The 23,511-nt window shown below is 43.3% G+C and carries 19 protein-coding genes and 2 pseudogenes; 15 read left to right on the top strand and 6 right to left on the bottom strand.

Features of this window, described 5'->3' with window-relative positions:
- Positions 1–16: 16 nt before the first annotated feature.
- Together pulA and K4H96_RS00360 are read right to left on the bottom strand one after the other, a co-directional pair.
- On the bottom strand, positions 17–2,092 hold the full coding sequence (gene pulA, locus K4H96_RS00365) for a type I pullulanase (RefSeq protein WP_223337819.1): 2,076 nt from the start codon (positions 2,090–2,092) through the stop codon (positions 17–19).
- Positions 2,093–2,210: 118 nt separating this feature from the next.
- Positions 2,211–3,194, bottom strand: a complete 984-nt coding sequence (locus K4H96_RS00360; RefSeq protein ID WP_223337818.1) for a LacI family DNA-binding transcriptional regulator — start codon at positions 3,192–3,194, stop codon at positions 2,211–2,213.
- Between the two features lie 435 nt (positions 3,195–3,629).
- On the opposite strand from K4H96_RS00360, the gene malQ reads away from it, so the two are divergent.
- From malQ to nrdI, 4 genes are all read left to right on the top strand, one after another.
- The gene (malQ, locus tag K4H96_RS00355) at positions 3,630–5,141 is read left to right on the top strand and encodes a 4-alpha-glucanotransferase (RefSeq protein ID WP_223337817.1); all 1,512 of its coding nucleotides are present in this window, start codon (positions 3,630–3,632) and stop codon (positions 5,139–5,141) included.
- A 32-nt stretch (positions 5,142–5,173) separates the two neighbouring features.
- Entirely contained in the window at positions 5,174–7,435 is a 2,262-nt protein-coding gene (gene glgP, locus K4H96_RS00350) for a glycogen/starch/alpha-glucan family phosphorylase (protein WP_223337816.1), read from the top strand.
- A 181-nt stretch (positions 7,436–7,616) separates the two neighbouring features.
- Positions 7,617–8,135: an ABC transporter permease gene (locus K4H96_RS00345; protein ID WP_227956301.1), complete on the top strand. Its 519-nt coding sequence runs from the start codon at positions 7,617–7,619 to the stop codon at positions 8,133–8,135.
- 62 nt (positions 8,136–8,197) lie between these two features.
- Positions 8,198–8,686, top strand: coding sequence for a class Ib ribonucleoside-diphosphate reductase assembly flavoprotein NrdI (gene nrdI / locus K4H96_RS00340; RefSeq protein ID WP_223337814.1), 489 nt, complete (start codon positions 8,198–8,200; stop codon positions 8,684–8,686).
- Between the two features lie 31 nt (positions 8,687–8,717).
- Here nrdI and argS read toward each other — a convergent pair whose 3' ends face one another.
- The gene (argS, locus tag K4H96_RS00335; protein ID WP_223337813.1) at positions 8,718–10,406 is read right to left on the bottom strand and encodes an arginine--tRNA ligase; all 1,689 of its coding nucleotides are present in this window, start codon (positions 10,404–10,406) and stop codon (positions 8,718–8,720) included.
- A gap of 300 nt (positions 10,407–10,706) precedes the next feature.
- On the opposite strand from argS, the gene argR reads away from it, so the two are divergent.
- The 5 genes from argR to mutL all read left to right on the top strand — a co-directional run bounded on the left by argR (position 10,707) and on the right by mutL (position 18,132).
- Positions 10,707–11,144 carry an arginine repressor gene (gene argR, locus K4H96_RS00330; RefSeq protein ID WP_002894105.1) on the top strand — a complete coding sequence of 146 codons (438 nt, stop codon included), beginning with the start codon at positions 10,707–10,709 and terminating at the stop codon, positions 11,142–11,144.
- A gap of 78 nt (positions 11,145–11,222) precedes the next feature.
- Positions 11,223–13,772, top strand: a complete 2,550-nt coding sequence (gene mutS, locus K4H96_RS00325) for a DNA mismatch repair protein MutS (RefSeq protein ID WP_223337812.1) — start codon at positions 11,223–11,225, stop codon at positions 13,770–13,772.
- A gap of 178 nt (positions 13,773–13,950) precedes the next feature.
- Positions 13,951–14,646: a zinc ribbon domain-containing protein gene (locus K4H96_RS00320; protein WP_227956300.1), complete on the top strand. Its 696-nt coding sequence runs from the start codon at positions 13,951–13,953 to the stop codon at positions 14,644–14,646.
- Between the two features lie 27 nt (positions 14,647–14,673).
- Positions 14,674–15,984 carry an SPFH domain-containing protein gene (locus K4H96_RS00315; protein WP_223337810.1) on the top strand — a complete coding sequence of 437 codons (1,311 nt, stop codon included), beginning with the start codon at positions 14,674–14,676 and terminating at the stop codon, positions 15,982–15,984.
- A gap of 204 nt (positions 15,985–16,188) precedes the next feature.
- Complete coding sequence (gene mutL / locus K4H96_RS00310; protein ID WP_223337809.1) at positions 16,189–18,132, top strand: DNA mismatch repair endonuclease MutL; 1,944 nt, start codon at positions 16,189–16,191, stop codon at positions 18,130–18,132.
- A gap of 35 nt (positions 18,133–18,167) precedes the next feature.
- On the opposite strand, the gene K4H96_RS00305 is transcribed toward mutL, so the two are convergent.
- Both K4H96_RS00305 and K4H96_RS00300 read right to left on the bottom strand, forming a co-directional pair.
- Positions 18,168–18,689 (bottom strand): RDD family protein, encoded by a 522-nt coding sequence (locus K4H96_RS00305; RefSeq protein ID WP_223337808.1) that lies wholly within the window; start codon positions 18,687–18,689, stop codon positions 18,168–18,170.
- Positions 18,673–19,179 carry a helix-turn-helix domain-containing protein gene (locus K4H96_RS00300; RefSeq protein ID WP_223337807.1) on the bottom strand — a complete coding sequence of 169 codons (507 nt, stop codon included), beginning with the start codon at positions 19,177–19,179 and terminating at the stop codon, positions 18,673–18,675. The genes K4H96_RS00305 and K4H96_RS00300 overlap by 17 nt, the downstream gene beginning before the upstream one ends.
- 169 nt (positions 19,180–19,348) lie before the next feature.
- On the opposite strand from K4H96_RS00300, the gene ruvA reads away from it, so the two are divergent.
- The 5 genes and pseudogenes from ruvA to K4H96_RS00275 all read left to right on the top strand — a co-directional run.
- Complete coding sequence (gene ruvA / locus K4H96_RS00295; protein ID WP_223337806.1) at positions 19,349–19,939, top strand: Holliday junction branch migration protein RuvA; 591 nt, start codon at positions 19,349–19,351, stop codon at positions 19,937–19,939.
- Positions 19,939–20,508, top strand: a complete 570-nt coding sequence (locus K4H96_RS00290; protein ID WP_227956298.1) for a hypothetical protein — start codon at positions 19,939–19,941, stop codon at positions 20,506–20,508. The genes ruvA and K4H96_RS00290 overlap by 1 nt, the downstream gene beginning before the upstream one ends.
- Positions 20,509–20,511: 3 nt before the next feature.
- Complete coding sequence (locus K4H96_RS00285) at positions 20,512–21,066, top strand: DNA-3-methyladenine glycosylase I (RefSeq protein WP_223337804.1); 555 nt, start codon at positions 20,512–20,514, stop codon at positions 21,064–21,066.
- Between the two features lie 4 nt (positions 21,067–21,070).
- Positions 21,071–21,724 (top strand): CPBP family intramembrane glutamic endopeptidase, encoded by a 654-nt coding sequence (locus K4H96_RS00280; protein WP_223337802.1) that lies wholly within the window; start codon positions 21,071–21,073, stop codon positions 21,722–21,724.
- A gap of 121 nt (positions 21,725–21,845) precedes the next feature.
- Positions 21,846–21,959, top strand: a pseudogene (locus tag K4H96_RS00275) (DNA-3-methyladenine glycosylase I); the annotation flags it as partial.
- A gap of 9 nt (positions 21,960–21,968) precedes the next feature.
- Here the strand turns inward: K4H96_RS00275 and K4H96_RS00270 are convergent.
- A complete protein-coding gene (locus K4H96_RS00270; RefSeq protein ID WP_223337799.1) occupies positions 21,969–22,817 on the bottom strand; it encodes a helix-turn-helix domain-containing protein in 849 nt (282 codons plus the stop codon).
- Between the two features lie 327 nt (positions 22,818–23,144).
- Between K4H96_RS00270 and K4H96_RS12305 the strand changes: the two are divergent.
- Positions 23,145–23,342: pseudogene (locus tag K4H96_RS12305) on the top strand (hypothetical protein); the annotation flags it as partial.
- Positions 23,343–23,511: the final 169 nt, after the last annotated feature.

Genomic DNA, 23,511 nt, shown 5'->3' with positions numbered 1-23,511 from the left:
GCTGATGTTTTATAATCTATTTCAATACAATCAACTGCTTCCCAGCTAGGCTGTAACTGTCAGCTAGCGGTGCGATTGGTTTTTGGGCATCAATGGCTGGGTATTGGAGGTGTAGCTTCTGCTTGTTTTTGTTTTCGTAGACAGCCTCTTGGTTGCCAAAGTTGATGACGATTGTCATACTTTCTTTGCTGTCTTGAATCTTGTACTCCAATAAACTGTCTGATAGCCAGTTGACCTGACAGGCTTGCTTGATGGCGGTGCTGGTCTTTAGATGCAGCAGCGGATGTGCCCTGCGAAAGGCAATCAGCTTTTTAACAAAAGCGATGTCTTCTGTGTAATGCAGGGAGCGCAGCCAGTCTAGTTTATTGATTTCGTCAGGCATATTGTAGGTGTTGTCAATCAGATTTTTAGTCCGGAAAAATTCCTGACCGCTGTGGATAAAGGGCACACCTTGAGCCAGCAGGACGAGATGGAGAGCCAGCCGCGAATTGGACAGCCGGTCCCGCAGGGTGATAGCGGGATTGACGATATCAAAATAGTCAAAAACCGTTGCATTGTCATGGCACTCCACATAATTAATAGCTTGCTGGGGCGCTATGAAGTGAGCCTTGCCTTTTAGACCGATATTGGCTGTCAGGACATTCTCAAGCTGACTGGCAGGAGTCTCGCTCTCGATTTGCCGGCCTTGAGCGATGGTCTGCTTGAGACTGTCACGGAAATGATCGCTGAAAAACCCATAATCCGGAAGCTGGGCAGCATTGTACTGATGAGCCAAACGTTCACTTGCCAGCCCAGTATCCATTTGCCAGCCTTCACCGTAGAGATAGATGTTAGGATAGAGTGCCTTGAGCTCGTCAGCTATTTGCTGCATGGTTTGGATATCTAAAATCCCCATCAGATCAAAGCGGAAGCCGTCAAAGCCATAGAGGCTGACCCATTGCTTGACCGACTGCTTGATATAGCGGCGGACCATGGCCTTCTCACTGGCTACATCATTACCGCAGAAGGTTCCGTTGGTCCGGTAGCCCATGTCATTGAGCCGGAAAAAATAGCCGGGCACAATTTTTTCAAAAGCATAGCTGTTGGCGTCATAGACATGATTGTAGACCACATCCATGATGACGCTGATATCAGCATTGTGGTAGGCAGTAATGGCCGCCTGCAGCTCTAAGATGCGGGCATAGGGGTCTCGTGGGTCGCTGGCAAAACTGCCATCTGGGACATTGTACTGGACAGGATCGTAGCCCCAGTTGTAGACAAGCTCTGGATGCTTTTCATCAACGCTGCCAAAATCGTAGACAGGCATAAGCTGCACATGGCTGATACCTAGCTCTTTAAGATAGTCCAGACCGAACTTCTGACCGTGGACGACTGGAGATTCGCTTAGCGAGGCAAACTTCCCAGGATAGGAGAAGCCAGCTTCTTTCTGCATAGAGAAATCTCGGACGCTCATTTCATAAATGACGGCTTCTGTCGGATTCAGCTGTGTTTTTGCTCGTTTGATAGGCTTTTTAATCTTGTCTAGATTGATGACATAGCTGTTGCCCGAATTGACATCTGAGGATAGGGCGTAGGGATCATGGACTTCCACCCACTTGCCATTGATCTTATGGAGATAAGAATAGGAGGCTCCCTCTAAATCTCCCTCAATCTGAGTATGCCAGACTCCCTTATCCAGACGTTTGAGATGGTGAACCTGATCTTTCAGATGCAGGAGGACTTTTTCGGAAATAGGTGCCCAGAGTTTGAAATCGGTGGCTTGGGGACTGTATTGAGCTCCCAAATCGTCGCCTGCATAGTCAAAAATCTCATCGAAAATAGGCTTTTTCACGATATGGCGGTACTGCAGGTCGGTATGGTTGCGGTCTTGGTCATAGACCTTGTAGGACTGCGTCAGGTCAATGGGCTCATTAGCCGACACGGTGTAGATAATCCGATTTTCCTGATTGTTGATATTTTTGATAGTTAAAGGGCTGGAGCTGTGCTTGTCTTCCAGTGTAAAGTGGATGGAGTAGGCATCAAAGCTCTTTTCCAGTTCGATGGTGATGATATTTTCGTCATCTAAATAGGCTTGAAAAATACGAAAGGCCATGTTTTTCCTCTTTCTTTGTCGGTTTCTCTTCGGGTAATTGCTTTGAGTTTAGGGCTTTGCCCTGGGTTGGGACAAGGCCGTTCTGTGAAGCGTTGATAAATGAGCAAAAGCACTCGGATTAGTGAGTGCCGATGCTATGCGGAATCAGCTGGCGATAGCAGATTTGCTTGTCTTCTTTATTGTCCTTGATGATTTGGAAGAGGGTCCGGAAGGACTCTTTCCCAAGCTCGAGGGCATTGATATCGATATAGGCATCCACATCAATGCGTGGTTTGATAGAATCAAAGGTGATAATGGGAATCTGGTAGTCCTGATCTTTGAGATAGTGCAGGGCTCCTTCTGCTACCAGCGTATCAGATGTCACAATAGCTTCAATCTCATCCAGCGGTAACTCCTCCATAATCTTGTAACTGTTGTCTTCCAGAAGGAAACCGAAGGCAAATTTGATAATGCGTTCATCCAAAGGCCGGTCTGCTTCATTTAGGGCTTGCTTGTAGCCTGTGTAACGATCTTGGGAAACGACTAGCTCCTTATTCCCAGCTAGAAAGGCAATTTTTCGATAGCCCTTGTCTAAGAAATATCTGGTCGCATCATAGCCAGCCTTGATATTGTCGTTGTCCACCAGAGAGATGAAAGGTGAGACAGCTTTCCCAAGGATAAGGAAGGGGAAGTTGTTTCTGACTGCAAAGTCGACCAAAGGATCGTCCTGCTTAGAATAAAGGAAGATCAGTCCGTCTACTCGCTTTCCTAAGATCATCTGCTTCATATTTTCCAAGCGGTGCTGTTCATCTTGCCCGGTGCTAATCTGGATGGCATAGTCATAGTCAGAAGCAATCTGAGAAATCCCCCGCAACACAGTTGGGAAAAAAGGGTTTTGATAGAAGACATCTGAGTCGTCCGGCAGGACCAAGCCGATGACCTGGCTGGACTGGCTGACCAGACTTCTGGCATTGAGGTTGGGATGATAGTCCAGCTCCTTCATAGCAGCACGGACCCGTTTTTTAGTTTCTTCACTGATGGTTGATTTATTTTGCACGACGCGGGTCACGGTAGAGGGTGATACGCCTGCTAGTTTTGCGACTTCTTTGATAGTAACTCGCATAAAAACCTCCTAAAGGCCTGCATTTGCTGGAAATCCTTACGATAACATGAACAATTTTAAATCTACTAGTAGAAGCACTTGCTTTCTAAGAGTCATGCAAACCTGTGCCAAAAATAGCCATCGTAGCCAGTGATTTTGCTTAACTATTGTGGTCAAAAAAGCAAGTATGAAGCAGTTTCTCCGCAAACGCAAACGTTTTCTGTTTGTAAGAACATTTTAACACAAAAAGAGAACGCTTGCAAGAAGAGAAAAACGGTAAACAATTGGGGCAGTAGGAGAGTCCTAAAAGAGCATTATATCCATTAACCAATAAATTGAAAAAAATCTCAAAAACCCCTTGCACTAAAAAAAAAAATAGGTTATAATCAAGTCGACGCAAACGTTTGCATTAAGTAAAAATGAAAAGGCGTAGAGGAAAAATAACGAGGTGACAAAATGAAAAAACGTCAAAGCGGCGTGCTCATGCACATTTCATCCCTTCCGGGTAAGTACGGTATCGGATCTTTTGGCCAAAGTGCTTATGATTTTGTAGACTTCTTGGTTCGCACCAAGCAGCGCTATTGGCAGATTTTGCCACTGGGAACGACCAGTTATGGTGATTCTCCTTATCAGTCTTTCTCTGCTTTTGCGGGGAATACCTACTTTATCGATTTTGATATTCTGATAGAAGAAGGTTTGTTGAACGAGGCAGATGTTAAGGGAGCTGATTTCGGAGATGATCCTAGAAAAGTGGATTATGCAAAGATTTTTGATGCTCGCCGTCCAATTATGGAAAAAGCAGTGGCTCGCTTCTTGAAAGCAGACGATCTGTCTGACTATGAGAGCTTTGTGAAGCAAAATGCAGCTTGGTTGGAAGTTTTCGCTGAGTACATGGCTATCAAGGAGCATTTTGATAATCTAGCTTGGACAGAGTGGCCGGATGAAGCGATCCGTCGCCGTGACGCTGCTAGTCTCGCTTCTTATCGTGAGAAGCTGGCTGACAAGCTGACCTACCATCGTGTAACTCAGTATCTCTTCTTTAAGCAGTGGTTAAGATTAAAAGCCTATGCTAATGAACATCATATCGAGATTGTCGGTGATATGCCAATCTATGTGGCAGCTGACAGTGCTGATGTGTGGGCACAGCCTCACTTCTTTAAGACAGATGCTGTTGGCAAGCCAACTTGTGTGGCAGGATGTCCGCCAGATGAATTTTCAGAAACTGGCCAGCTTTGGGGCAATCCTATCTATGACTGGGAAGCTATGGATAAGGATGGCTATGCTTGGTGGATTGAGCGCCTGCGCGAAAGCTTCAAGATTTACGACATTGTCCGTATCGACCACTTCCGCGGCTTTGAGTCTTACTGGGAAGTACCAGCTGGATCAGAAACATCTGCTTCTGGTAAGTGGGTCAAAGGTCCAGACTATAAGCTCTTTGCAGCAGTTAAGGAAGCCTTGGGTGATTTGAATATCATCGCAGAAGATCTAGGCTTTATGACGGACGAAGTGATCGAGCTGCGCGAGCGCACTGGTTTCCCAGGAATGAAGATCTTGCAATTTGCCTTCAATCCTGATGATGAAAGCATCGACAGTCCGCATCTGGCGCCAAACAACTCAGTCATGTATACAGGAACCCATGATAACAATACTGTTTTGGGCTGGTACAAGGATGAGATTGACGACGCTACTCGCCAGTACATGGCACAGTACACTAACCGTAAGGAGTACGAAACAGTACCCCATGCAATGCTACGCACAATCTTTGCTTCAGTCAGCTTTATGGCCGTTGCGACCATGCAAGACCTACTGGAATTAGACGGTGCAGCACGGATGAACTATCCATCCACAATTGGTGGCAACTGGACTTGGCGGATGACAGCTGAAGAGCTGAATCCAATTGTCGAAGGTGAGCTTTACAGCTTGACCAAGACTTACCGTCGTATGAATACCGATTTAATTAACAAATAAAGAATAGCTAACTAGGCTTGAAGGGATTAATCATGTCAAACTTACAAACTTATATCAAAAATACTTATGCAAAAAATCTTGCTGATTGCAGCAATGAAGAACTCTACCTGGCTCTTTTGAACTACACTAAATTAGCCAGCGCTCAAAAGCCAGTCAACACTGGTAAGAAAAAACTCTACTACATCTCAGCTGAATTCCTAATTGGTAAACTTTTGTCTAACAACTTGATCAACCTTGGACTTTATGACGATGTGAAGCAAGAACTGGCAGATGCTGGCAAGGACTTGATCGAAGTAGAAGAAGTTGAGTTGGAGCCGTCTCTGGGTAACGGAGGCTTGGGCCGTCTGGCTGCCTGCTTCCTGGACTCTATTGCGACACTTGGTCTCAATGGTGATGGTGTAGGACTGAACTACCACTTTGGTCTTTTCCAACAGGTTTTGAAAAACAACGAACAGACAACAATTCCTAACTTCTGGTTGACTGAGCAAAACTGGTTGGTTCGCTCTAGCCGCAGCTACCAAGTGCCATTTGCTCACTTCACTCTGACATCTACTCTTTATGATATTGATGTGCCAGGTTACAAGACAGAAACTAAGAACCGTCTTCGTCTCTTTGATTTGGACTCAGTGGATGCGGATATCATCACAGACGGTATTGACTTTGATAAGACAGACATCGCTCGCAACTTGACCCTCTTCCTCTATCCAGATGATAGTGACAAGCAAGGTGAGCTGCTCCGTATCTTCCAGCAATACTTCATGGTTTCAAATGGTGCTCAGCTGATTATTGACGAAGCGATTGAAAAAGGCAGCAACCTGCACGACTTGGCAGACTATGCTGTCATCCAAATCAATGATACCCACCCATCTCTGGTTATCCCAGAAATGATTCGTCTCTTGACTGAGCGTGGTTTGGATCTGGATGAAGCAATTGCTATCGTACAGAAGATGACTGCTTATACAAATCACACGATTCTGGCAGAAGCTCTTGAAAAATGGCCTCTGGAATTCTTGAAAGAAGTAGTACCGCATCTGGTACCAATCATCAAAGAGCTTGACAAGCGCGTTAAAGCTAAATACGCAGATCCAGCAGTGCAAATCATTGATGAAGACGATCGTGTGCACATGGCTCATATGGATATCCACTACGGATACAGTGTCAATGGTGTTGCTGCTCTGCATACAGAAATCCTGAAAAACTCTGAGCTTAAAGCCTTCTACGATATCTACCCTGAAAAATTCAATAACAAGACCAACGGTATTACTTTCCGTCGCTGGCTCATGCATGCCAACCCACGTCTGTCTCATTATCTAGATGAGTTGCTGGGCCGCGACTGGCACCATGATGCAACTAAGCTCGAAGGCTTGTTGGAATTCACTGGCGCTGCAAATGTTAAAGAAAAATTGGAAGGTATCAAGGCTCACAACAAACGTAAATTGGCTCGTCACTTGAAGGAAGCCCAAGGTGTGGAAATCAATCCAGAATCTATCTTTGATATCCAAATCAAGCGTCTGCATGAGTACAAGCGCCAACAAATGAACGCTCTGTATGTTATCCACAAGTATCTGGACATCAAGGCTGGCAACATCCCTGCTCGTCCAATCACTGTCTTCTTCGGTGGTAAGGCTGCCCCTGCTTACACGATTGCACAGGACATTATCCACCTCATCCTTTGCTTGTCAGAAGTGATTGCTAATGACCCTCAAGTGGCTCCACACCTGCAAGTAGTTATGGTAGAAAACTACAATGTTACAGCGTCTAGCTTCTTGATTGCGGCTGGTGATATTTCTGAGCAGATTTCCCTGGCTTCTAAGGAAGCATCTGGTACTGGTAACATGAAGTTCATGCTTAACGGTGCTTTGACTCTTGGTACTATGGACGGAGCGAACGTTGAGATTGCAGAGTTGGTCGGCGAAGACAACATCTACATCTTCGGTGAAGATTCTGAGACTGTTATTGACCTCTACGCAAAATCTGCTTACAAGTCTAGTGAGTACTATGCGCGCGAAGCTATCAAGCCATTGGTTGACTTTATCGTCAGCGATGAAGTATTGGCAGTCGGTAAAGCTGAACGCTTGGAACGTCTTTACAATGAACTGATCAGCAAGGACTGGTTCATGACCCTGCTGGATTTGGAAGACTATATCCAAGTCAAAGAGCGCATGCTGGCGGACTACGAAGACCGTGATGCTTGGATGGACAAAGTCATTGTCAATATCGCTAAAGCTGGCTTCTTCTCATCTGACCGTACTATCGCTCAATACGAAGAAGAAGTATGGCACTTGAACAGCTAATATAATTTGAATCAAAACAAAAGCCGAGACATCAGTGTTTCGGCTTTGATTTTTTAGTCGAAGAAATGAATAAGGATTTAGCTATTGTGTGGGCTTCTGAAAAGGTGTAAGTCAATCGGCCTTGTCAGCTTTTTCTTTTCGGTGTATAATAAGTGAAAATATTTCTTTACAGGAGGCGTTCATGAAAAAGAAACCAATTTATCTTTATGTTTTGCTGGGATTGTCAGCAATCGGAACTTTACTGGSAGTATGGAGCCGTTTTTTCTCCGAGTTTTCTGAGGTAGATTATACACAAATCGGTTTCTCAAAAGAGTTGAGTGATCAGACAAATCAGTTTAATAAACTTTATTTTGAATTTCTTCGCAATGGAATGAATATGCTGATTTTTTTCGTTATGACGGCTCTGTTAATAGCATCTATCGTCTTTTTGGTTAGAAAAAATCTGCAGATGGCTAATATTAGCTATATCGTTTATATACTAATCAGTTTGTTATCTCAAGTTTACGTCTATATTTCATCGAAAGGGATTGTTGGCAAGGTATTTACAAGCCCTGAGAACATTGCAACGCATTCAAACAGTCTTCTTTTAGGAACAGTGCTGGGCTTTATTATCAGTTTAATTTATCTTTCCATCGTCGTCTTTAAGCTAATCCAGCAGCAAAAAGAGGCTGAAAAAGCAGAACTAGCTGCGAGCGAATAAAATTTGACAAATAACAGATAAGTGCTTACAATTTTAAGAAGCAATATCTGTTATTTTTTAGAATGGAGAATAAAATGACAAAGGTTTCCTTGGTTTACATCAGCTTGAGCGGCAATACAGAGAGTTTTGTCCGTCGGCTGACAGACTATTTGTTGGAGCAGCATCCAAGCCTAGAGGTAGAGAAGATTCATATCAAAGACCTAGTAAAGGAAGGAATCCCCTTTTTTGAAATGGGCAATCCTTTCATCGCTTTTCTGCCAACTTATCTGGAGGGTGGCAATGGTGTGGACAATGGCGATGTAGAAATTCTGACAACTGATGTGGGGGACTTTATCGCCTATGGTCAGAATGCCAGCAAGTGTCTGGGTGTCATTGGCAGTGGCAATCGTAACTTTAATAACCAATACTGTCTGACAGCCAAGCAATATTCAGAGCGCTTCGGATTTCCGGTTTTGGCCGATTTTGAAATGCGTGGCATGTTGGGAGACATTAAGAAGGTAGCAGGCATTATTGAAGAACTTTATCATATTGAAAAAAACGAAAACCAGTGAGGTTTTCGTTTTTTGATGTTCTAAATCAAGCTTACATCTTTTCTGGGGCTTCTACTCCCAGCAAACGCAGAGCTTCTTTGAGGACAACAGCTGTTGAGTAGCTGAGAGCCAGACGGCTGTCGCGCTCAGGGCTTTCATCCAGAATCCGAGTGTGCGCATAGTATTTGTTAAAGGCTTGAGCCAGACTGATAGCGTATTTGGCAATCAGAGATGGCTCATAGTTATCAGCAGCACGCTTGACAACACGGCCGAAGTCTTGGAGCAGCTTGATAATTTCCCAGCTTTCTGAATCGTTCAGGCTGTATGTAGCCGCTACATCTGGCTGGAAGTTCGCCTTGCGCAGGATAGACTGGATACGAGCATAGGCATACTGGATGTAAGGGCCTGTTTCTCCCTCGAAGGAAACCATAGCTTCCAGATCAAAGTCGTAACCATTGCGGCGGTCAGTTTTGAGGTCGTAGAACTTAACTGCTCCTACCCCAACTGCACGAGCAACAGCTTCCTTGTTTTCCAAATCTGGGTTTTTAGCTTCAATCTGGCTCTTAGCACGGCTGATAGCTTCTAGCAGAGTTGGTTCGAGGAGGATAATATTTCCTTTACGTGTAGACAGTTTTTGACGGTTCTTAGTCACCAGACCAAAGTCAACGTGAATCATGTCATCGCTCCAGTCAAAGCCCATCTTTTTCAGAACGGCCTTGAGCTGTCTGAAGTGGTTGGCCTGTTCTTGACCTACAACATAGACATTTTTGACAAAGTTGTAAGTGCGAGCCCGGTAGATGGCTGTTGCGATATCACGTGTGATGTAGAGGGTGGCACCGTCTGATTTTTTAATCATAGCAGGCGGAAGGTTAAAGTCTTCCAAGTCTACAATGCTAGCTCCTTTGGATTCCTGCAGGAGACCCTTGTCTTCGAGGATTTGAATCCCTTCGTCCATCTTATCGTTGTAGAAGGCTTCACCATTTAGACTGTCAAATTCGACACCTAGGAGTTCGTAGATACGGTTGAATTCTGTCAGACTTTCGTCTCGGAACCATTGCCAGAGCTCAGTTGCTTCTGGGTCACCGTCTTCCAGCTTCTTGAACCAAAGGCGGCCTTCTTCATCCAGAGATGGGTCGTTTTCAATCTCGGCATTGATACGCACGTAGAGTTTGAGGAGCTCGTCGATTGGGTTGGCTTCAACAGCTTCCTGGCTTCCCCACTTCTTATAAGCTACCATCAAGAGACCAAACTGTTTGCCCCAGTCTCCCAAGTGGTTGATTTTGATGGTGTTGTAGCCAATCTTGCGGAAGATGTTGGAAAGAGCATCACCGATAACAGTAGAGCGCAAGTGACCGACTGAGAAAGGCTTGGCAATGTTTGGACTGGACAGGTCAATGGTGATATTCTGATTATTTCCTTCATTCTGTTGGCCGTAGTCAGCTCCGTCTTTGATGACTTCTTTGATAACTTGTCCAGAAATTTCAGCCTTGCTGAGGAAAAAGTTGACATAAGGACCAGTCGCAACGACTTTGTCAAAATGCGCTGTATTAATCTTTTCAGCGATGTCAGCAGCGATGATTTGAGGAGCTTTGCGCTCAGTCTTTGCCAGAGAAAAGGCTGGGAAGGCGATATCGCCAAGTTCAGAGCTCTTTGGCTGCTCCAATAAATTTAAAATAGTGTCTTGATCAAGGCTGTCAATAACCTTGGCCAATTCGCCGGCAATCAACTGTTTGTTATCCATATTTGCTCCTTTGTGTCTTTTGTTATTATTTTATCACATTTTTCAAGGAATCTTCAATTTTTTTGGGAATAATTTTTGGGCTAATAGGAATTTTTCTGATATAATAAGAGGGATAAGAACCTGTATTTATAGATGAGTTTTCCATCTAAATGCTTCCTTCTCTGACACTCTTGGTTAAAGTTTTTTGTTTATTCTCAGTATTCCTGCAAATCTTTGCCTAGATTGATGGAGAAGCAGTTTTTCATCGGATGGAGTATTCTTCATGAATGCAGCTTCTAAATATTCAATAATGAGGTAAAAATGAGAAAGAATGACCGTCATCAGTTAGTCAAAACGATGATTAAGGAGGAAAAGCTAGGAACGCAAAAGGAGATTCAGGATCGTCTGGAAGCGCAAGGGATTTATGTAACGCAGACTACCCTGTCGCGTGACCTTCGTGAAATCGGCCTGACTAAAGTTAAGAAGAAGGGGCTGACTTATTATGTTTTGGCGCATGAGACTGAAGAAATTGATTTTATAGAGTTTTTAGCCAAGCATGTGGAGAGTGTGGCCAGGGCAGAGTTTAGTCTGGTTCTTCGCACTGGCCTGGGAGAGGCAACAGTGCTAGCCAATGTCGTGGACAATTCGTTCGATAGCCGTATTCTGGGGACTGTTGCGGGTGCCAATACTCTTTTAGTGGTTTGCCGGGATCAGGCAGCGGCTCAGGAGATTGAAGAGCAAATACAGGAAGTGATGTAAGAGTCACAGTTTTTTCAGGAAAAATGGAGAGGTTTGAGACAGAAGTCCTGACCTCGTTTGTTTTTAGAAAGGATAGAGATGGCAGTAGAAAAGTTATCGCCAGGCATGCAGCAGTATTTGGATATCAAAAAGGACTATCCAGATGCTTTCTTGCTCTTTCGGATGGGGGATTTCTATGAGTTGTTTTATGATGATGCGGTCAATGCCGCCCAGATTTTAGAGATTTCTCTCACCAGCCGCAATAAAAATGCAGAAAATCCCATTCCCATGGCTGGAGTTCCCTATCATTCGGCTCAGCAGTATATTGATGTTTTGGTCGAATCAGGCTATAAGGTAGCGATTGCGGAGCAGATGGAAGATCCCAAGGAAGCCAAGGGAGTTGTTAAGCGGGAGGTCGTTCAGGTTATCACACCGGGAACGGTAGTGGACTCCAGTAAGCCGGACTCTGCGAATAACTTTCTGGTGGCTCTGGATTACTCAGCCGGCCTCTATGGTCTGGCTTATATGGACTTGGTGACCGGTGAGTTTCAGGTGACCAGTTTAGAGGACTTTAGCCTGGTCTGCGGGGAAATCCGCAATTTGAAAGCTAGGGAAGTGGTGCTGGGCTATACCTTGCCAGAATCTGAGGAGCAGGTCTTGGCTGGGCAGATGAACCTTTTACTGTCCTATGTACAGACGGCCTTGGACGATGTCCAGCTGCTGGGCGAGGAGCTGTCTCCGATGGAACGTCAGGCAGCAGGGAAATTGCTGGAGTATGTGCACCGGACCCAGATGAGGGAGCTCAGCCATTTGAAGAAGGCCCAGCATTATGAAATCAGGGACTTTCTGCAAATGGATTATGCCACTAAGGCGAGTCTGGATTTGACAGAAAATGCTCGCTCGGGCAAGAAGCACGGCAGTCTTTATTGGCTGATGGACGAGACCAAGACGGCCATGGGCGGCCGTATGATGCGCTCTTGGATCCAGCGGCCGCTGATTGATGAAGCGCGAATTAGCCAGCGACAGAATGTCGTCGAGGTTTTTCTGGATCATTTCTTTGAGCGGAGTGATTTGACGGAGAGCCTCAAGGGAGTCTATGATATTGAGCGGTTGGCTAGTCGGGTTTCTTTTGGCAAGACTAATCCCAAGGATCTGCTGCAGCTGGCAGCAACATTGGGCAATGTGCCTCAGATTAAGGCTATATTGCAAGGAATCGGTAGCCCGCATCTAGCTCGTTTGATTGAGGGTTTGGATCCTATTCCAGAGTTGGCAGGTTTGATTAGCTCAGCCATTTCGCCGGATGCACCCCATATCATTACTGAGGGAAATATTATTCGGACCGGTTTTGATGAGACCTTGGATCAGTATCGGCTTGTGCTGAGGGAGGGGACCGGATGGATTGCAGAGCTGGAAGTCAAAGAACGTGCTAACAGCGGCATCAGCAATCTGAAGATTGATTATAACAAAAAAGATGGTTACTATTTCCATGTGACCAATTCTCAGTTGGCTCATGTGCCTAGTCATTTCTTCCGCAAGGCGACCCTGAAAAATTCTGAGCGTTTCGGAACGGAAGAGCTGGCCCGGATTGAGGGAGAGATGCTGGAGGCGCGTGAAAAATCTGCTAATTTGGAATACGAGATTTTCATGCGGATTCGCGAGGAAGCTGGCAAATACATCCAGCGCTTGCAGGCCTTGGCACAAACGCTGGCAGCTGTAGATGTCCTGCAGAGTTTTGCTGCGGTGGCTGAACAGCAGCATTTGGTGCGTCCCGTCTTTACTGCGGAGCGCCGTCTGCAGATTGAAAAAGGTCGGCATGCTGTTGTGGAAAAGGTCATGGGTGCCCAAAGCTACATTCCAAATAGTATTCTGCTGGACCAGGAAACAGACATTCAGCTGATTACCGGGCCTAATATGAGCGGGAAATCAACTTATATGCGCCAGCTGGCTATCATCGTTATTATGGCACAGATGGGCTCTTATGTGCCTGCTCAGTCTGCCAGTCTGCCGCTATTCGATGCGATTTTCACTCGCATCGGTGCGGCGGATGATCTGGTGTCCGGCCAGTCCACCTTTATGGTGGAGATGATGGAGGCCAATCGGGCCATTCGGCAGGCCAGCGAGCGTTCGCTCATCCTCTTTGATGAGCTGGGCCGTGGGACGGCTACTTACGATGGGATGGCGCTGGCTCAGGCTATTATCGAGCATATTCATCACTATACTGGGGCCAAGACCCTCTTTGCTACCCACTATCATGAGCTGACAGCCTTAGAGAATAGCTTGGAGCATTTGGAAAATGTCCATGTGGCAACCTTGGAAAAGGACGGACAGGTGACTTTCCTGCATAAAATTGAGCCAGGTCCGGCTGACAAGTCCTACGGAATTCATGTGGCGAAGATTGCCGGACTTCCTAAGAAATTGCTGGAGCGGGCGGATAGCATTTTGAGTCATTTGGAGAGTCAGGATACAGGACTAGGCTCAGAGCTTCCTACTGCATCCAGACCGAAGCAGTCGCAAGTGGCGGAGCAGATGTCTCTTTTTGCAGAAGGAACGGAAAATCCAGTCCTGACTGAACTCCGAGACTTGGACATCTACAATATGACCCCCCTGGAAGTCATGGCAGCAGTGGCCGAGCTCAAGAAGAAGTTGTAAAATAGACAAATCAGAGCCTGATACTAAATCAAGCTCTTTTTCGTTCTAATTAATTTTCTTGTAATCGCTTAGAAGCTTGTTACTGAGGCGATAATTCATATTTACATGGTGGTGGGAATGCTGTATAATAAAGTTGTATAACTTCAAATATAAAAAAGGAGAATGGAGAAAAAGGGGAATGGGATTTTGTATAAACTGTGGGCAAACCCTTGCTGAGGGAGCTCATTTTTGTAGTAATTGCGGCGTTGCAGTAGGAGAAACGAATACAGGGACGTCACAACGAAAAACAGTCTATGATGGGGAATTATATAAATGTCCGAATTGTGCTGAGAGGCTGGATTCTTTTATGACCGTTTGTCCCACTTGCGGATATGAATTGAGAGGAGCGAAGGGAGCTTCTGTCGTGAAAGAGTTTGCTGAAAAACTTGAACAAATTGAAAGTGTACGCACAGATACGAATAAAGTATACTCATTTATAGGGGATATGTTTGGTAAGTTTAACAAAACTGATGAACAAAAAATAAACTTGATTCGTAGTTTTTCTATTCCCAATACTAAAGAAGATATTCTAGAATTTATGATTTTGGCAGCTTCAAATATCGATTTAAAATTATATGGGGCTGAAGGGAATAATGTATCTTCCCAAAGAGCTATCTCGGATGCCTGGTTGGCTAAGTTTGAACAGGCTTATGAAAAAGCCCGTTTCAGTTTCCCTAATTCTCCAGACTTTATTAAAATTAAAGAACTTTATGGACAAAAGATGAAACAATTGAATAAAGTAAAATGGGGGAAAAAACTAGTCTTTGTCAGTATCATTTTAGCATATATTTTCTTAATGATTTTTGTAGGTATTATGGCATATTTAGATCGATGATTAATTAAATTTAGAAAGGTTATTATTATGGAATTGTTTGCTAAAAACAGCCGCACAGGCGGTTTCATGGATGAAATTCGTTGCGATGAAGTGTCCTATTTGATATGGAAGTGGCACCCTGTAGGAGTGAAACAGGGTGTAGGTAAGAGAGAAAATGCCATTCGTTGGGGCTCTTCTTTGCGGGTCAAAGATGGAGAGGTTGCTGTCTTTGTCTATAAACAAAAAGATGGTACACTGCAGGACTTAATTGTAGGTCCATATGATCAGACTATTAAGACCTCTAACTTTCCTGTGCTGGCAAGCATAGTTGGTCTGGCTTATGAAGGTGGCACACCATTTCCGGCAGAAGTCTATTTCATAAATCTTGCGCAAATTATTCAAGTCAAGTTTGCAGTGCCGTTTTTTGACGTCTATGATCCAAGGTTTTTAGACTTTGGTGTTCCTGTTGCAGTTCGTGGTACGATTAATTTTAAAATTACTGATTATAAAGAATTTATCAAGTTACACAGGCTGAATACTTTTAATCTTGATGATTTTCAAAAGCAAATTCGGGATGCTGTAGCCCGATATGCTAAACATATTGTAACGAATGCTCCTACAGAGAATAACATTCCTGTCATTAATCTTGAAAGCAAAATTTCACAAATTAATGAAGCTCTTGAACATGATGTCGTGGAAAGATTAAGGGAGAATTTTGGTGTCACTGTTTCAAGTCTTGATATAGCTGCAATAGAGATTGATAAATCAAGTCAAGGCTATCAACAGCTTATGTTGGTTACCAAGGATGTTGCCACAGCTAAAATACAAGCAGAAACTACTGACTATGTTGAACGGATACGTATCCAACGTGAAGAAGGACAATATGCACAGCATAAGCAAACACAATCTGCAAACCTAGGTGCATTTCAAGTCGAAAAGCAGTCCGAAGTTGGTATTGCTGGCGCTGATGCATTGGACCAAATGGGCGCTAATGGTTCGGGAACAGTTTCTCTGGGAGGAGATGCAGGCTTCAACCCCGCTACTATGATGGCAGGAATGGCAGTAGGAGGCGCTGTAGGACAAAATATTGCTGGAGCTATGAATAATATGATGTCAGGCAACTCCCAACAACAGTCAGTTGATTCACCTCCTCCGATTCCAACAACTGCTTATCATATTGCTGTCAATGGACAAGCATCTGGACCTTATGATAGAAATACCCTAACACAAATGTCTCTATCAGGGCAATTCCTCTCTTCAACCTTAGTCTGGAAACCAGGAATGCCAGAATGGATGAGAGCAGATACAGTTGATGATTTGAAAGAGCTGTTTATGCCTCCAGTTCCGCCAGTAGAATAAAAACAGTTCAAATTTGAACTGTTTTTTGTTTCTCATGATTCTCCAGATAAACCACTGTTAATTTTTTGAATTTTACGGTAGGTGTGGCAGCTATTTGTGTCTATCTGGTTTGGTTTGCGAGCAGAGTGGTTGAGAAAAGGCTGCCTTCTGATAGAAAGAGCCCAATGTGTTATAATAGATAGCAGAACAAATACGGAGAAAAAGATGTCAAAAATTATCGAACTTCCAGAAATTCTAGCCAATCAGATTGCGGCTGGTGAAGTCATTGAGCGGCCTAGCAGCGTGGTCAAGGAGTTGGTGGAAAATTCAATTGATGCGGGTGCCAGCCAGATTACCATCGAAATCGAGGAGGCCGGACTCAAGACTATCCAGGTAACGGATGATGGCGAAGGCATAGACCACGAAGATGTTCCTCTGGCCCTTCGACGCCATGCTACCAGTAAAATCAAGAAACAGGCGGATCTCTTTCGGATTCGGACACTGGGTTTCCGTGGCGAGGCCATTCCTTCCATTGCTTCTGTCTCGCGTTTTACCATTGAGACAGCGACAGAAACTGGCCAGCACGGGACTCTGCTGGTTGCCCAAGGCGGTGAGATTGAAGAGCATGAGCCTACTAGCAGTCCGGTAGGAACGAAAATCAAGATAGAAGATCTCTTCTTCAATACTCCGGCCCGGCTCAAGTATATGAAGAGCCAGCAGGCTGAGCTTTCCCATATCGTTGATGTGATTAATCGGCTCAGTCTGGCCCATCCGGAAGTGGCTTTCACCCTTATCAGCGACGGCCGCGAAATGACACGGACTGCCGGCAGCGGCAATCTTCGGCAGGCTATTGCAGGAATCTATGGTTTGGCAACAGCTAAGAAAATGGTGGAAATCTCTGCTTCAGATTTGGACTTTGAGGTGAGCGGCTATGTCAGCCTGCCTGAGTTGACTCGTGCGAATCGGAATTATATTACGATTCTCATCAATGGCCGCTATATCAAGAATTTCCTGCTCAATCGTGCTATTTTGGATGGCTACGGCAGCAAGCTGATGGTAGGCCGCTTTCCACTAGCGGTCATCAATATTCAGATTGACCCCTATCTGGCCGATGTCAATGTCCATCCGACCAAGCAAGAGGTGCGAATTTCTAAAGAGCGGGAACTCATGGCCTTGATTTCGCAAGCTATTGCAACCAGTCTCAAGGAGCAGGATCTTATCCCGGATGCTTTGGAAAATCTAGCCAAATCAACTGTTAAGCGTGCGACTAAGCCCGAACAGACCAGCCTCCCGCTGAAAGAAAATCGCCTCTACTATGATAAGGAGCAGAATGACTTCTTCCTCAAGCCACAGGTGGCCGAGCAGCAGCTATCCTTTGAAGAATCAGTAGGACCTGTTCAGGCAAATACTGACGAAAAAGCAGAGCCACAACCGACTTCGGTCAAATTTGCAGAGAGGAAGCCGGCCAGCTATGACCAGCTAGACCATCCAGAGCTAGATCAAGCCAGTCTGGAGCGGGCTGTGGATAAGTTGAAGCAGGAAGAGAAGTCAAGCTTCCCAGAGTTAGAATATTTTGGACAGATGCATGGCACCTATCTCTTTGCTCAGGGCAAGGGTGGTCTTTACATTATTGACCAGCATGCTGCCCAAGAGCGGGTCAAGTATGAGTATTATCGAGAGAAGATAGGAGATGTGGACAATAGCCAGCAGCAGCTCTTAGTGCCCTATATCTTTGAATTTCCAGCGGACGATATGTTGCGAATCAAGCAGCGGATGGAGCTCTTAGAAGATGCTGGCATCTTTTTAGAAGAGTATGGAGCCAACCAGTTTATCCTCCGTGAGCATCCCATTTGGTTTAAGGAAGAGGAGATTGAAGCAGGCATCTATGAGATGTGTGACATGCTTCTCCTGACCAAGGAAGTTTCTATCAAGAAATATCGAGCAGAGCTGGCCATTATGATGAGCTGCAAACGATCCATCAAGGCCAACCACAGTCTGGATGACTACTCTGCGCGTGACTTGCTCTTTCAGCTATCCCAGTGTGACAATCCTTACAACTGCCCACACGGCCGGCCGGTCTTGGTTAACTTTACCAAGTCGGATATGGAAAAAATGTTCCGCCGCATTCAGGAAAATCATACTAGCCTGCGGGAGTTAGGGAAATACTAAACCTTATAGAAAATCAAACAGCCCTAGTTATAGAACTAGAGCTGTTTTGAATTTTTGAGCTGAACTTGCGTTCCAGCAAGTAAATCAGCTGGATGGCATTTGTCCTTGCGAAGCAGTCCCATTAGCAGAAAGGCCAAGAAGAGAATCCCTGCTGAAGTTGACAAGAAAATTGACAGGGCATCTGCTTGATAAGCACTACGGATAGCTCCTATATGTCCCAGCTGCCAAGGGAAAAACTTGATAGCAGATCGCAAAAGGCTGTGGGAAAGATTCCTGTGCTTGTAAACCAACTGTAAACCTGCCCAACGCTTGCCAAAACTTCCTTTTCGATAGTCTAGCCAAGCAAAGATGATAGTTAGAGGCAGGACGGAGCTAGAAAAAGCCAGAAGCTGGCTCTGAGCTTCAGTAAATGCAGGAATGCCTCCTAGAACCAGATTGTAAAAGCCCATAGCTAGTAAAAAAAGAGAAATGAGATAGAATGAGATGAAGAGCCAGTCTCCAAGCAGCTCTTTCAGACGAGTTTTGACAGGTATGGGATTGTCAGTTTTTAGTTTCATCTTGAGCACCTTCTTTCTTAGAATCCTCATCGAGGCCTATAACCTTGTCCAGATACTTTTTCTTAATCTTTAGCGCCTTGTTAATAGCTATTGCTGATGCGATTAAGAGGAAGAAGGTCAACCAGACCAGCGCAGTGAATTTTGCTGGAAAGCTAGAACCTGCAAAGAAGAGAAAGATAGCCAGAGCTGATACAAAAATATACAAAACCTGCCAGAAGCCATAAGATTTTACTTCCTTGTAGTAGCGGTTCTTTTCGTCTTCTGAGAGGACGGGTTTTATTTCAGGCTTGTCGCTTTCTTCTAAAAGTAGATAATCCGTCGTCACTTGGAAAATCTTGCTCAGCTCTACAATTTTTTCCAGCTCTGGCAGCGCTTGGCCAGACTCCCACTTGGAAATGCTTTGGCGAGAGACATTGATTTGTTCAGACAGTTTTTCTTGTGACCAGCCTTTTTCTTTTCTTAGTTCAAATAATTTATCAGCGAGTTTCATAATCGCAGCCTCCTTTTCTTTGCTAACTCTATCCTAACAGCTTTTAGTTATCTTGAGAATACAGCTTCCTGTACATTTTGTCAACCAATGGTTGCACTTCTGTTTGCAGTTTCCAGACAGAAAATATGATATACTAGATAGGCAAAATGATACAACAAGAAGGAAGATTATGTACGAATATTTTAAAGGAATCATCAGTAAAATCACAGCCAAGTACATTGTATTGGAAGTCAACTCTATCGGCTATATTCTTCATGTGGCCAACCCCTATGCTTACTCAGGTCATCTCCATCAGGAAGCCAAGGTCTATGTCCACCAGGTGGTGAGAGAAGACGCGGAGCTCCTGTACGGTTTTGCGACCGAGGAGGAGAAGCAGCTCTTTCTCAGCTTGATTTCAGTCTCAGGTATTGGCCCAGTGTCTGCCCTAGCTATTATTGCGGCGGATGATAATGTTGGCTTAGTGCAAGCTATTGAGCAAAAAAATATCACCTATCTGACCAAGTTTCCTAAGATTGGCAAGAAGACGGCCCAGCAGATGGTGCTGGACTTAGAAGGCAAGGTAGTGGCGGCAGATGGTCAAGCAGAAAGCAAGGCGCCCGTCCAGACTGCGGATAATCAAGAGCTTGAAGAAGCTATGGAAGCTATGCTGGCTCTGGGATACAAGGCTACTGAGCTCAAGAAAATCAAGAAATTCTTTGAAGGAACGACGGATACAGCAGAGAACTACATCAAGTCAGCTCTCAAGATGTTGGTGAAATAATGGGGATTGCTCGAATTAGTTATGCTGAAAGCAAAAATGTTAACAATAATATAGCCCTAAGATTTAGGAATGGTAAGATAGAAGATGTCTGGCTAGACTGTAAAACTTTTCCTTTGTATTGTAAATATTGTGAACAAACTCAAACGGAATTATTTTTACATATGTCGTCTCGATATGGTCAAGTAGGACCGATTCCTTGTGAATTTTGTAATCGTGATGTAACGGTTGTAGATAGTGATACTTATGTTGATGGAATAGAGGTGAGTGGTGAGCCCTGTTCCTTTCAACAACTCTATTTGTTAAGTGCAGACTACATTGGATGGTTTGAAGAATGGTATGGTATAACTCTGGCCTCAGAAAGTTTATTTGAAAGTTGGACTGATTGGATGTCTGTAGATCAGCTTCGAGAACAGATTGAAACATTAACTGGAATAGAAACAGATAGTCAAACAAGTTATCAAACAGATGAGAAATTTAACCCTCTGCCACCAGATATTAATCGTTGGATTAATTTATTAGACAGGTCTACGGTTCCCTTGCCTAGCTATGTTTCAAAGATTGGAGAATAGAATATGACCAAACGCTGCGGCTGGGTAAAAATGAACAACCCCTTATATGTGGCCTATCATGATGAGGAGTGGGGCAAGCCTCTCCATGATGATCAGAAATTATTTGAATTGCTCTGCATGGAGACTTATCAGGCTGGACTTTCTTGGGAGACCATTCTGAATAAACGTCAGGCTTTTCGGGAAGCTTTTCATTTCTATGATGCCCAGAAAATTGCTCAGATGACGGATGCGGATCTGGATGATTTGTTGGGCAATCCCGACATCATCCGTAACAAGATGAAAATTTATGCAACTAGGGCTAATGCCCAAGCTTTTTTGGCTGTTCAAAAGCAGTTTGGCTCTTTTAATGACTATATCTGGTCCTTTGTAGATTTCAAAACGATTGACAATGAAATTTTGGACTACGAGGAAGCCCCAACTAAGACCGAGCTTTCAGAAACTATGTCCAAGGCGCTGAAAAAGCAAGGCTTCAAATTTGTCGGTCCAGTTTGTGTCTATTCATTCTTAGAAGCAGCTGGCCTTATCAATGACCATGAAAATGATTGTGATTGGAAGTAGAACAATGAAAACAAGAAAAATTCTCCTCATTTTTATCACCCTCTATACTATTTTGTTTCTAGGTAGAGGCTTGCAGCTGATTGGAATAAATTGGCTAATTTATCCAGTTTATTTCCTTTTATTTATCTTGGGAATCTTAGCTTATCGTGAAGAATTAAAGGAGCAGTTGGCCTTGATTCTGACTAAGAAGAAGGAATTTTTAAAAACGATCTCCTTGTATATGGTCTTCGTTTTCCTCCTGTCTATTGCCTGCAACCAGCTTTCAGCCTTGATTAAGCAGAGTCTGGGCTTGCCGCTGCAGGGGCAGAATGATGCCAATATTCAAGGTGCCTTGTTGAAAAATCCCTTTCTAATCTTGGTTTTCGGTTGCTTTATCGGGCCGTTCGTTGAAGAGTTTTTCTTCCGCCGCTTTTTCCTAGGCACTTTCTTGGCAAAATTCTCTGACTGGCTAGGTATTGTGTTGACAACCATTCTATTTGCCACTCTTCATATGCACAGCTGGGCCTTATCAGAGTGGGTGACAGCTATTTCCTATATTGCCGCAGGTCTTCTTTTCTCGCTCTTGTATCTGAGAAAGGACAAAAATATCTGGTATCCAATTACCCTTCATTGTTGCAACAATATCATTGCTTTTATTATTTCATTTATTTTAAGATAGAAAGATGAAAGTAATGTATAATCAGCTAATTTATCTTTAGAGAGTAGAGAGAATGTAAATCATTTAAAATAGTGATTCCTTTTGTTTAATAAGAGACTGTAAAAGTATTTTGACACCTTGTCAAAGATTTCAATTTATCGGTTCCGTTTGTGTCTATTCATTCCTAGAAGCAGCTTGCCTTATCAATGATCATGAAAATGATTGTGACTTTAATCCACATAAAAATACCGTTTGAGAAAGATTCTCAACGGTATTTTTCAATTTCTTCTTTTAGAGATTTTACTAGCTCTTTTTCATCGGCAAGTTGTAGTAGAGCAATCCCTTTTTTTATTAATTCGCTATCATTTTTGCAAATTCCAAGTCGAATCTGTGAAAGCCCGAGGGAATCATAACGTTTTTCTTTTTTTGACAAATCGTAAATGTACGTAGTAATTTCAGCGCATTCTCTCTTTAATCCATTATAAAGATAGATGGTAGAAAGGTTGACTAAGAGTCCGATTTGTAGATTATTCCCATTGCGAAATGATTGGTATTTTTTTATGCTATTTAAAATCTTTTGGGTAAATTGTTTGATATTTTCTAAAGGGAAGAAATAAAGGATAGTAGAAAGAAGTCGAAAATCACTTTCATACCAAGTGTCCTGTTTTTCTAAATACGCCCAAATTTTATTGGTAGTAGCATTAATTTCTTTTGTCTCAGAAATTCCATTTTGTCTCAGATGAATAGTAATATTGATGATATCTAAAGCATGTTTAATCGTAATATCGGAATGTTTATATAGATATGCCTCGCATTCTCTCTTTAATTGTAACAAACCTTTCGTCCCTACAATAGTCTCACCTTGGTTATAAAGAGAATTTAAAATTTTCTGTCTCTGACTAGGTTGATAATAATCACAAATGTATTTAAATTCTTCTAGTGTCATATCTATCTGGCGAAGTAAAAAAATCATGGTATCGAACTTTGGCACGACTTGCCCGCTTTCAATTCGTGCCAAAGTTGAGCGAGCTAAAAAATCCCCACAAATTTCTTCTTGAGTCAACCCTTTTGATTTCCTAATTTCTTTATAGATTTTTCCATAATCCCAGCGCATAAGAACCCTCTTTGAAAATGTTACTAAAAGCTACGTTTTGAGAAAGCGTTTTAAAATAGTATATCATGAAATAAAAAGGAGGGCAAAAATGAAGAAAGTGAAATACAATTCTATTTTATTGGCAATGACGCTAATAATGCTTGTAAATGCACTCCCATGGAGGTGGCCGTGGAGATAAGGTGGATAGGATAGAAGGGGAGTGAGTTCAATGTTCTAAATATTTCAAAAAAGTAGGCAAAGATTAAATATATATATATTTAAAAATTAGAATCTATAAAATTATTAGCTTTATTAGTTACAGTTTCTTTAGGTTTTGGGCTAACTACTATGACTAGTATCGTTAGTGCAGAAGTAGCATATCCAGCCCCATATCCGATTATTGATGAATGGAATTATGGTGTGAATGATAACTATGGTTATTCTAATTACTATGTTAAATCTCCGAATAATATTGGTTCAAAATCTTCGATAACTAATCTTTGGGGAACTGTTAAGTCATCTGATTCTCAAAAATATGGATGGGCAATTAAGCAAAAAAAGAGTCCTAAAACACCTAATTTTAATTTCATAAGCTCCTACCTATATTATAAAAGACCCTATAATATTATTGGGTCTTCCAACTTTCATAAACTATTGTTAAAATTTAAAGTAGTTCCAATGTGAATGTGCATTTAATCGAACATCATTCCAACTT

Origin of the sequence: Streptococcus sanguinis (genome assembly GCF_020729765.1) — a bacterium.
GTDB classification, from domain to species: domain Bacteria; phylum Bacillota; class Bacilli; order Lactobacillales; family Streptococcaceae; genus Streptococcus; species Streptococcus sanguinis_Q.
Note: the sequence above shows the minus strand (reverse complement) of the source record. Positions and strands in the feature narration are given on the sequence as shown.

Excerpts from the sequence above, each read along its gene's own strand:
- K4H96_RS00270 (WP_223337799.1), bottom strand. The coding sequence starts at position 22,817 with ATGCGCTGGGATTATGGAAAAATCTATAAAGAAATTAGGAAATCAAAA.
- K4H96_RS00360 (WP_223337818.1), bottom strand. The coding sequence starts at position 3,194 with ATGCGAGTTACTATCAAAGAAGTCGCAAAACTAGCAGGCGTATCACCC.
- K4H96_RS00280 (WP_223337802.1), top strand. The coding sequence starts at position 21,071 with ATGAAAACAAGAAAAATTCTCCTCATTTTTATCACCCTCTATACTATT.
- mutS (WP_223337812.1), top strand. The coding sequence starts at position 11,223 with ATGGCAGTAGAAAAGTTATCGCCAGGCATGCAGCAGTATTTGGATATC.
- ruvA (WP_223337806.1), top strand. The coding sequence starts at position 19,349 with ATGTACGAATATTTTAAAGGAATCATCAGTAAAATCACAGCCAAGTAC.
- K4H96_RS00285 (WP_223337804.1), top strand. The coding sequence starts at position 20,512 with ATGACCAAACGCTGCGGCTGGGTAAAAATGAACAACCCCTTATATGTG.
- K4H96_RS00320 (WP_227956300.1), top strand. The coding sequence starts at position 13,951 with ATGGGATTTTGTATAAACTGTGGGCAAACCCTTGCTGAGGGAGCTCAT.
- argS (WP_223337813.1), bottom strand. The coding sequence starts at position 10,406 with ATGGATAACAAACAGTTGATTGCCGGCGAATTGGCCAAGGTTATTGAC.
- argR (WP_002894105.1), top strand. The coding sequence starts at position 10,707 with ATGAGAAAGAATGACCGTCATCAGTTAGTCAAAACGATGATTAAGGAG.
- K4H96_RS00315 (WP_223337810.1), top strand. The coding sequence starts at position 14,674 with ATGGAATTGTTTGCTAAAAACAGCCGCACAGGCGGTTTCATGGATGAA.
- nrdI (WP_223337814.1), top strand. The coding sequence starts at position 8,198 with ATGGAGAATAAAATGACAAAGGTTTCCTTGGTTTACATCAGCTTGAGC.
- K4H96_RS00300 (WP_223337807.1), bottom strand. The coding sequence starts at position 19,179 with ATGAAACTCGCTGATAAATTATTTGAACTAAGAAAAGAAAAAGGCTGG.
- mutL (WP_223337809.1), top strand. The coding sequence starts at position 16,189 with ATGTCAAAAATTATCGAACTTCCAGAAATTCTAGCCAATCAGATTGCG.
- glgP (WP_223337816.1), top strand. The coding sequence starts at position 5,174 with ATGTCAAACTTACAAACTTATATCAAAAATACTTATGCAAAAAATCTT.
- pulA (WP_223337819.1), bottom strand. The coding sequence starts at position 2,092 with ATGGCCTTTCGTATTTTTCAAGCCTATTTAGATGACGAAAATATCATC.
- K4H96_RS00290 (WP_227956298.1), top strand. The coding sequence starts at position 19,939 with ATGGGGATTGCTCGAATTAGTTATGCTGAAAGCAAAAATGTTAACAAT.
- malQ (WP_223337817.1), top strand. The coding sequence starts at position 3,630 with ATGAAAAAACGTCAAAGCGGCGTGCTCATGCACATTTCATCCCTTCCG.
- K4H96_RS00305 (WP_223337808.1), bottom strand. The coding sequence starts at position 18,689 with ATGAAACTAAAAACTGACAATCCCATACCTGTCAAAACTCGTCTGAAA.